We start from the raw sequence: 693 nt of genomic DNA, 5'->3' as shown, positions 1-693 counted from the left end.
CGACGAACGCGAAGTCCTGGAGCGGGCCCGGGAACAGTTCTGGGCGACCGGTTATGCAGGCACCCGGATGGACGGCATCGCCCAGGCGACCGGCCTGGGCAAGGGCAGCCTGTACGGCGCCTTCGGAGACAAGGGCAAGCTGTTCCACCGGGTGTTCGGCGATTGGTGCACCGCAGTCGTTGAGGTGGCCGAAGGGCGGCTTGCAGGCGGCCCGGACGCAGAGGCATGGGCCCGGCTGTCGGGATACGTGCACCTGATGGCGGAGAACGCCGCCTGTGAGACCGAGCGCCGCGGGTGCCTGTTTGCCAAGGGCGCGGCGGAACTGGCCCAGCACGATCCGGCGGTCGCCGAACGGGCGGCCGAGACCATGACGGCACTGCTCACCCTGGTGGCGACGGACATCAGCGCCGCCCAGCGCCGCGGCGACATCGACAGTGCCGCGGATCCGGAGCGGTTGGCGGCACTGCTGCTGACGGTGGTCCGAGGGATCGAGGCGGTGGCCAAGGCCGGTCTGCCTCCGGAAACGCTGCGGAACATTGCAGACACCGCACTGGCGGTCCTGCCCCTGCCCGAGGGGCGGAAGCGCTCCGCAACCGGGCTCGGTCAGGCCCGCGGGGACTGATCCACCTCCGTCTGGGAAACGATCCAGTGGTCGCCGAACAGGCAGAGCTTCCCGGCTGGCTCCTGGAACAG

General features: G+C 70.3%; 1 protein-coding gene. It reads left to right on the top strand.

Features of this window, described 5'->3' with window-relative positions:
- The coding region (locus G3I78_RS46635) for a TetR/AcrR family transcriptional regulator (protein ID WP_164436658.1) at nucleotides 1–622 on the top strand (622 nt) is incomplete at its 5' end.
- Nucleotides 623–693: the final 71 nt, after the last annotated feature.

The sequence above is a fragment of the Streptomyces sp. SID13726 genome, assembly GCF_010548375.1.
Taxonomy (GTDB): domain Bacteria; phylum Actinomycetota; class Actinomycetes; order Streptomycetales; family Streptomycetaceae; genus Streptomyces.
The sequence above is the reverse complement of the archived record's forward strand: the minus strand, read 5'-3'. Positions and strand labels throughout refer to the sequence as shown.